Genomic DNA, 9,134 nt, shown 5'->3' with positions numbered 1-9,134 from the left:
GTCACCTGCCTTCCAAGACGTCGCGGCTGGGGAGGGAGTCGGTGGCGAGGAGGTTGCCATGATCGCCGTGCTCGGCGGCGTAGGCGACATAGTCGCCGTACTCACTGGCCAAGAGGCGAGTGGTGAAGTCCGCATGCGCACGGGTCATCTCGACCTCGCGACTCGGCTTCGTCCAGTCCCGGGGAATGGCTGGGCTGGGATCGCCGTTACGGGCAGCCTTCACCCAGGTTCTGACGAGTTCCGTCTCCTCCTCTGTCTGGCGGGCACCAACATTGTCCTTGGATGCACCGATCCTGTGACCGTCCAACGCGAAGAACATCTCCCACTCGTACTTACGCACAGTGGCGAACTGAGAGCGATACATTGCGCACAGTTGCTCAGCGGTCAGTCCGAGCATGACGGCTACGAGAGCATCGATTTCAACCAAGGCCATCCGGCGGTCGTAGTCCGTACGGAGCGGCGTAGCCATGGACCAAGTCGGCTCGATGCCCTGTATAGACGGACGGGTAGACGACGGATCGGTCCATCTGTCGGCGAGCCAGGCGGCCTCAAACAGCTCCTCCCAAAGAGGACCGTACTCTCGAGTAAGACAGTTGAGACGGAGAGCGCGAAGCAGGAGAGGAGATGCTAGAGGATGGGAAAGAGGCGCAGGGAGATGTTTCACAAGGTCCCCGGAAATGTTCCTCTTCCCAGATACTTTGATCAAATAATCAATGGGCAGGCTCGCCCAAATGCCGCCGATCAATGCGGTGTCGCGATTGGCTGGGAGCGCCAGCGTGCAGACGCTATCAGTATGCGTCGGCCCCGGCGGAATAAGGGTCGCTTGAAGTGTGCGCTCAACGATTGGATCAACCATTCGACGCCAAGCAACGCGAAAGAACGTGTTCGCAGCCTTCCCGTTCCAGAGCGGTTGCGCAGCAGAAAAATCCTCACGTGAACACGCACGGGCATAATTCGTCCTCGGGATTTCCGATTCCGACAGATCCTCAAGTATCCACGGCGAGTAATCCTTGGGGGAACGACAGTTTGGATTCGGCTGCATGTCAAAGAGTGTGGCAATTGTGAAATGCGGACCCTGCAAAATCACATCAGGCAAAGAATCCGGCACTCCCGACTGCGGCTTGATTAGCCCAGCCCTTTCTCCGGACTTTTCCTGAAAGGAAGACGTCCACCAGAACCCATGATGCCCCAACCGGTACGCAAACCCAGACAGGGAGCGAAGGGCCTTACCAGCAGATGCCGACACGGGCAGCAGCATTCGCGCCTCCGCTGGAGCGGTTCCGTCAGCATCGACTAGGGCCGCCCAAACCGAAAGGTCGTCTGCTGTGACCTTAACGACTCGCTCCTTATGCGGCCGGAGATCCCAGCCTCCGGATTCCAACTTGATGCCAGGGATGTCCCCAAAACCGTCATGAGACAGGGAACTATCGACCGTAGACGGATGCAGCGCCCACCCGACACCAATAAAAGAGACCTCCCGCACACCTCCATAAATATTGACTGCATATTGACGCGTATTCATAATGTCAAATAGTTTCAGCTCATTCCTGTAGTGAAAATACCTCCGGAGGCGCTGATATGCAGCCGCGCGAAGCCTACCCCCTGCGGGGTCGCTGAAATGCGATTCGGGGTGAATCAACGCAACTATTCCCGAATCTTTCGCATTCCTCCAGGATTGAGTGACAAAATTCAAGTACAAATTCGTTTTCATTCCCACGAGCAGTGGGTGCTCAACTTCTGACCCGAGATGGGCGTTAACCCCTGCCCAAGAATTCAAGTCAAAAATATATCCTTGGAGCGTCCTGGATTCCTTCAATGTCGCATAGCGCCGCGCACTCCTTACATTCTCTTGAGCCTTATCGGCAAGGACAAACCACGGGTCGTACTCGGCGAGGGCAGCCCATTCGTCCCACTTCGGCTGGTGCCACGGCGGGTTTCCTACCTGCAGGTCGAATCCGCCCCGCTCCGAGATATGACCAAACTCCAGCTCCCAGTGGAAGAAGCCCTCACGGCGGCTGATCGCATCCACTTCCGCTAGCCAGCCGAAGTTCAGGGCGACCGTTGGAAGGTCGGCGCATTGGCTCAGGAGTCGGTCATTCTCGTCGTCCACTGCAAGCTGCTCAAAGTCGCCTGTATCAGCGAAGAGGCCAAGCGTATCGTCATGCCCGGCCGCACCGCCGCGTCCTCGGCTCGCCTTAGCCTTCGCCGGCGGAACGCCCAGTACCGCCTCGCAGAAGGCCAGCCACTCGTCCACGGTCGGCGGATTCGGTGTGTTCGGCTGACCGACGGGCCAGAACCACAGCGCGCACCAGGCATCCATCACCAGCTTCAGTCGGCCGAGCGGCGATCCCGGTGCCCGGAGTGCGCTCTCGACCTGCTCGCGCGACACGGCGCTGGACGACCGGGGCAGAGGCTGGTCTTCCGGGACCTGCCAGAGGTTAATGTCCCGGCGGATCTCGCGCTCGGAGACGATCAGGCGCCGCCGAGTCAGCTCCCACAGTCGTTCGACACGCATGGCGACTGCCAGTAGTCGCTTGGTCTGTGTTACCGAGGGTGCTCTGGTAACCGCCGTGCGCCAGGCGGCCAGCGCGTCGCGCTCCGCTTTCGTTAGTTCCTTGGCCTGCTTGGCATCGGCGACCGCGCCCCATCCTTTGGCTGGCAGCAGGAAGTGGTGGATCTCCTTGCCCGCCTGGAACTCACCCTCTTCGGCATCGGCCCGCAGCGGGCGGTCGGTCGGGACGGTGGTCAACCACGCTTTCTTCTTCAGCGCGGCAGCGTCATACACCGCCCGTCGCGCTCCGATCAACGAGTTGCCACGCCGCAAGTGCATGCCGAACCAGGGCGCCTTCAGGCCTTCGTGCATGGCGTTGAGCCACAGCGAGACCTCAGCCAGTTCTACGGCGGTCTGGTTGAGGTCGACGCCGTAACAGTTGTGCAGGGCCAGGTACGCCTTGGTCTTCTGCAGTTCAGCCTCATACCGGTCGGGCGGCAGTTGCTCTCCGACCTCAGCCATGCGCCGTCGCAGGTATTCCGCGGCGAGTTGGTTAATGGCTTCGTTGAGGAACGCACCCGATCCCAAGGCCGGCTCACATACCGTCAGGTCGAGGATCTCCCGAGCCGTGGTGGTCCTGCCGTCCTGGTCGAGGAGTTCGGCCAGAGCATGCTTGACCGTGCTCCGGGTGAGCACCTCTGGCGTGTAGTACGACGCGGAGCGCTGACGCTCGCGCCCGGACAGGCGGAAAACGAACGAACCCTTCTTGTGCAGGACCCGCTTGAGCACGCCGGTCAGCTCGTCCGGGCGCTTGACGAAGACATCTTCGCCATACTCGTTGTCGGCGTCCTTCACCGGTACGACCCAGGTACCGGTCAGTCCGTCCGAGTCGGGCTTGGCGACCTCGTACAGGTCCTTGTCGGCGAAGAAGCCGGTGTAGGACATCAGGCCCTCATACACCGCGCCGAGCTGGTTGATGCCGAGCTGCGCGTAGGAGATGAAGCCCTTGCCGGTGGCGCCTCCCGCCTTGGCCCCGTTCTTGCCCTGGGTCAGCATGAGGAGGTTGAGCACCCGCCACAGCACCTCGTTGCGCAGCCGGGTGTCGATGCGCTCGCCGTCGATGTTGACGGACCCGATCAGCGGGGTCGCGTCGGTCTTGAACAGGTCGCTGCGCAACGCCTCGAAGCGGAGCCCGTCCACGTCGGCGACGGTCTCGGCTGGGGCGGTCTCCTCCTCCAGGGCACGGTGCCCTTGATCGACGAGGCGGAAGAGCAGGTCCAGCGACTCGTAGAAGTGGAAGCCGTCGCGGGACTCCTCGGGGAGGTCGTAGGAAACCAGCTCTCCTAGTCGCGCCAGGCCGTATCCGTCCTGATAGGCATCATCCTTGGCCGGGAGGATACCCAGTTCCGGCCGGGCCTCTGCATAGAGGAGGAAGAGGATGCGGTACAGGTAGCGCAGCGACTCGCGCGAGAGCCGGGTGGCAAGCTCGCTGCTGTCGCCCAGCTCAGCCGGGTCTGCTCCTTGGTCTGTGATACGGGTGAGGATCTCCTCGGCGATCAGTTCGATCGAGCGTCGCAGGCCCTCGCGCAGCTCTTTGGAGACGCCCACCGCATGCTTGCGGCCCTTGTCGACCAGGCCGTCGAGAATGCCGGCGACGCCACCCTCAGTCAGCAGCGACTCAACACCGAAGAGGGCGGAGACGGCTTCAAGTTCCTCGCCGTCGGCGGAGAGGTTGCGGTCCAGGGCTTCGTCCACGCTGACGGCGAGGAACCGGCCCTCGTGCCAGGCGGTGCGGTCGGCGAGCAGCAGCGAGCCGCCCGCGAGCAGCAGCACGAAGCGTGGCGCGTAGGTGTCCTCGCAGCCGAAGAGGAAGGTGACGGCGTCGGCGGCGCCGGTGATCTGCTGCTTGCCGTCCAGGGCGATCGCATCCAGCAGGAGGGCGCCGCCGTCCTCGGGGTCGGCGACGAGAAGCTCGGCGTCAGTGCTCCAGGTGACGTCGAGGGCGACCAGTTCGGTGCCGCCGGGGCCGGTCACCGCGAAGGCGACCGGGACCTCGCGAGCCTTGTCGGCGTGGATGACCTCGAAGACCGTGCGGTGCAGGCGCGTGTGGGCGCCCTCCTCTGACTCGGGCTCCGCGGTCTGCGACGTGCCAGGGGTGACGTAGGCGAGCGCGGCCAGCAGGCGGTCGTTGAGGGCGCGCAGCTCAGCGCTGTCGGGAGCCCCGGATTCGGTGATTCGGACCTTGGCCTTGAAATACTCCCGGCCCAGTCCCTTCACGCCAGACCGTGACGACGGTGCCCCGGACCGGTCGGCAGCAGCCCAGCGCTTACGCAGGTCGGTGAGGTCCTTGGTGAACAGCTCGGCAAGGTAGTGGGCGGAAATGTACTCACCGCGGTTGATGATCGCTTCGAATGCCACGGTGTTCACGCGCCCTTCTGCTCGGTGCCGACGGCCGGGACCAGGACCCCGATCACCCGGACCATGGATTCGCCTTGGGTGGCCAGCTGCTCGATGAGCTGCTCGACCTCTATCGCCGTCTTCTGCACGCGTTGCTCGGCGTGGTGGCGGCGGACGCCGGTCGCCTGCTCGTACGCCGACTCGCTCGCGATGCGCCAGGCCGTCAGCCGCTTCTCGTACTCGTCCAGCTGCTCGAGCAGCGGTTCCTCCTCTACGGCCTGCAGCTGCACCATGTGCGCGCGCATGGCCTCGACCGCGGCTGGGACGAGTGCCTGCAGGGCGGTGAGGTCGCCGGTGAAGGGCCGGTTGAGCATCTTGGGCCTGACTCCGGCCCGCTCCAGGACGCCGACCAGGTCGTCATCAAAGCGGGGTGTGCCAGTGTGCAGGCCGGTCACGCAGGACCAGGCCAGCACGGTGGGGTGGCCTTTTGCGTTGGAGTACATGCCCTGCATCAGGAAGACGGGCTCGGTCACTTGCGCGGTGATGACGGGTGCGGTGTTGCGGGCGAGGCGGACGAGGACCTTGTCGGTGAGCCACTCCACGACCGGGTGCTGGTCGGTGAGGTAGCTGACGTCCGGCCAGCCGGAGGTCTCGGCGCGTTCCTGCTTGGTGATGGCGCCCTTGCTGCGGTTGCCGCTGAGTTCACGGGCTCGGTCCAGGCGCTGCTGGGCGAAGCCCGCATCGAAGGTGAGGCGGAGCTGTTCGAGGACGCCGCGCTCGTCGAGGTAGGACTTGGGCAGCACGAGCAGGCGGCGCTGCAGTTCCCGATCGGGGGTGAAGACGAGCATTTCGGGGTGGTCGGGATCCCAGCGCTTGTCGATCTTCTGTTCGGGGTTGCCGTAGACCTCGGCGAGCGCCTCTTCGACGAAGGCGCGGGTGGAGGCGAACAGCTGCGGCACCCGGTAGTCCTCGGCGTCGCCGGCCGGGGTGTGCTCGGCCATAAACAGCTCGAACGGGTCGGACGTCTCATCCGGCAGCACGGTGTCAAAGGAGGCCCCCGATGCGAGGCCCTCCATGATGGCGGTTTTCTCAGCCTCCTCGTCGCGCAGGCCGAGGATGGAGGCGGCCTCGCCGAGGGTTCGGTGGACCTCGTCCTCCCGGTCCAGCAGCCGCTTGGAGACCTTGCGGTCCGCCGACGGGTCGTCGGGGTCCTCGTTCTGCAGGAGCAGGAGCAGGGCTCGGATCTCCGGGGAGTGCCGCTGCCCGTAGCGGTCGATGCGGCCGTTGCGCTGCTCGATGGTGATCAGCGACCAGGGCAGGTCGTAGTGGATCATCTGGTGGCACTGGCGGTGCAGGTTGACGCCCTCGGCGGCGATGTCACCGGTGAGCAGGACCCTCAGGTCGCTGCCGGCCAGGGAGAAGTCCTTGACGATGCGCTGCTGCTCGTCGTCAGAGAGGCCGCCGTGCAGCTGGCGGACCGCGCCGGTGAGTTTGGTGCCCTGGGTGAAGCCGAGGGCGGCAGGCAGGGCGTCCTGGAGCATCCGCAGGGTGGCGCGGCGCTCCGAGAAGATCACGACGCGGGTGTCCGCGTGCGGGCCGACACCGATGGTGTTCTTCAGCTCGTGGACCAGCTGCTGGAACTTGCTGGCCTGCTCCACGTCCACCTCGGCGGCCAGCTCGCCCAGCGTGACGAGCGCGGCCCGCTCACGGGCGCGCTCCTGGGGGTTCTTGCCGCCGTCGATGGAGTCGATCCGGTTCTGCACGGTCTCCGCGAGCGCCTCGTGGGAGGAGAGGAACGCCTTCAGCAGCGTGTACGGGAAGAGCCGGGCGCCCTTGCCGGTCACGGGGGCGGGTTGCCCGTCCTGCGGGTTGATCCACACGTTGTACAGCTCGTCGAAGACGTGCTGCTCGGCGGCCGAGGCCGTGCACTCGATGGACATCGGCTTCTTGCGGGTGGCCCATTTGTGGCCGATCTCCGCGGAGACGTCCGGGGACATCTTGTGTCGGCGGATGTAGAGGTGCTCCAGCTGCTTCTCGTCGTAGTCGCTGGTGTCGGGAATGGCGGTGGGGTCCAGCAGGCTCAGCAGCTCGCCGAAGGACGCCCGATCGCCGTTGTGCGGGGTGGCGCTGGCGAGGATGAGGGCGTCGGTCTTGGGGGCGAGGAGCTGGGCGAGGCGGTTGTTCTTGGTCCCGGTGTTGATGAGCTTGTGGGACTCGTCGATGACCACGGCGTCCCAGTTCACCTGCATGAGGTGGCTGCGCCAGCGGTCGGAGCGGAGGGTGTCGATCGAGATGATCGCCCGCTTGTAGTAGGAGAAGGGGTTGCGGCCGGCCGGGATGCGCTGCTTGATCTGCTCGATGCCCGCGGAGTCCAGGCGTACCAGGGGGATCGCGAAGCGGGTCCACAGCTCGTGCTGGAACTGCTCCAGGATGTGCTTGGGCGTGACGACCAGGAGGCGTTCGCCGCGGCCGCGGCGGATCAGCTCGGACAGCAGCAGGCCGACTTCCAGGGTTTTGCCCAAGCCGACCGCGTCGGCGATCAGCAGCCGGGGGCGCAGGCCCCGCAGTGCGGCCTTGGCGGGTTCACGCTGGTAGGCGAGGTCGTCGACGAGGTGGGTGCCGATGGTGGCCAGGCGCTGCTCGGACAGCGGCAGCGGGGTTTTGCGGATGAGCGCGTCGATGAAGAGCCGGGAGCGGCGGCACTCGGGCGAGTCGTCGACGACGAGTTCGGTGTCTTCGGGGCGCAGGGGGGTGACCTGGTCGAGGTCGGGGTGGGCGAAGAACACCGCGCGCTGGTCGCGGACCAGGGGGGAGGTACCGCGTACATCGAGGCGGGTGCCGTCCTTGGCCGTTTCGGAGACCTCGACGACCAGCCAGTCCTCGTCCCTGGACCGCACCTGCATGCCAGGGGCGAACTTCGCAGCGCCTGCCGCGTCCTCTACGGCGGTCGTCACCGGCGTATCTCCTTGATCGTGCGGAATTTCGATGGTCAGCGTGGCCGCTTCGGTTTGCGTGGTTTTCGCGGCTGTCGCGGGGTGGGAGGTTTCGGCGGTTTGGGCGGCCTGGGTCGTTTGACTGCCGATGGCATCAGTGCTCAACCTCCGTAGTCACCGCGGCGCTTGTTGATCCGGCCGCGCCAGCGTTCGCTCCAGGGGTCGTCCTGCTGCGGCGGTATCGGAGGATCCGTCGCGGGCGTCTGCGTGAGAGGCCGGCGTTCCGGCTTTCTGGGTGCGGGCGGCGCGGGCAGTGAAGGGGTGGCGGGCGGCGGGTCCAGCGGGGCTGTCTGCCGCTCCAGGACGTCGGTGAGGAACGCCTTCGGCAGCGGCGGGTAGGCCTGGCTGCCCGTGGGCATGCCCTCTTCCAGCAGCCGCTCCATCGCCTCCTCGAGGACGTCGTGGGCGGTCGGCCGGTCCTCGGCCTCGTAGGCCAAGGTGTGGGTGACCAGGTCGTACAGGCGCCCTCGCGGCATCCCGGTGAGGTCCGGGGCGACGTCCAGGGTCCGCTGGGCCACCACCTGCGCGTGGAAGGGGGGATGCCCGGTCATCGCCTGGACGAGCGTCGCCCCGAGGCTGTAGACGTCGGCGGCCTCGCTGGCCTTGCGTGAGTCCTTCGCCTGTTCGGGGGCCATATAGGCGAGCGTGCCGAGGGCCGCGTCGGCGGTGGTCAGGCCGGTTGCGCCTCCGACGTGCGAGATGCCGAAGTCGATGACCCGCACTCCGTCTCCTGCGACCAGCACGTTGCTGGGCTTGAGGTCACGATGGAGCAGCCGGACGGAGTGAATGTGCATCAGGGCGTCGGCCAGGCCCGCCGCGAGCCACCACGCGCCCAGCTCGCTGACCGTTCCGTGCTCCTCGATGAGGCTGAGCAGCGAGGGGGCGTGGACGTACTCGGTGGCGATCCAGGGCTGCCCCGCGTTCGCGTCCGCATCGACCAGGGCTGCGGTGTGAAAGCCACCGACGCGGCGAATCGCCTCCAACTCCTGGGTGAAGCGGGCACGGAAGTACGGGTCGTCGGCGAGCGCGGCCTTGATGACCTTCACGGCAACCGGGCGCGTCGAGCGGTAGCCGAGGTAGACGACGCCCATCGCTCCCTGGCCGAGCCTGCCGGTCAGCCGAAAAGCGCCGATATTGCGCGGATCGGCCTCCCTGAGCGGTTCCAGCACTTTCAGCCCCGTCCCCCGGCGTCTGTGGCTCAGCAGCCCCACCATCTGCGTGCATAGTGAATCGATGGCGAGATTACCAACAGA

Annotated in this window: 3 protein-coding genes; all 3 read right to left on the bottom strand. The window is 65.6% G+C overall.

Features of this window, described 5'->3' with window-relative positions; all coding sequences use genetic code 11:
- Window position 1: 1 nt before the first annotated feature.
- The 3 genes from ACZ5NH_RS40275 to ACZ5NH_RS40265 all read right to left on the bottom strand — a co-directional run bounded on the left by ACZ5NH_RS40275 (window position 2) and on the right by ACZ5NH_RS40265 (window position 9,050).
- Window positions 2-4,918: an Eco57I restriction-modification methylase domain-containing protein gene (locus ACZ5NH_RS40275; protein ID WP_468782707.1), complete on the bottom strand. Its 4,917-nt coding sequence runs from the start codon at window positions 4,916-4,918 to the stop codon at window positions 2-4.
- Complete coding sequence (locus tag ACZ5NH_RS40270) at window positions 4,915-7,842, bottom strand: helicase-related protein (protein ID WP_468782705.1); 2,928 nt, start codon at window positions 7,840-7,842, stop codon at window positions 4,915-4,917. The genes ACZ5NH_RS40275 and ACZ5NH_RS40270 overlap by 4 nt, the downstream gene beginning before the upstream one ends.
- Before the next feature lie 140 nt (window positions 7,843-7,982).
- Entirely contained in the window at window positions 7,983-9,050 is a 1,068-nt protein-coding gene (locus ACZ5NH_RS40265) for a serine/threonine-protein kinase (protein WP_468782703.1), read from the bottom strand.
- Window positions 9,051-9,134 lie beyond the last annotated feature (84 nt).

This window comes from Streptomyces sp. NPDC031426 (assembly GCF_055581585.1).
This window is presented reverse-complemented; position numbering and strand designations above follow the sequence as displayed.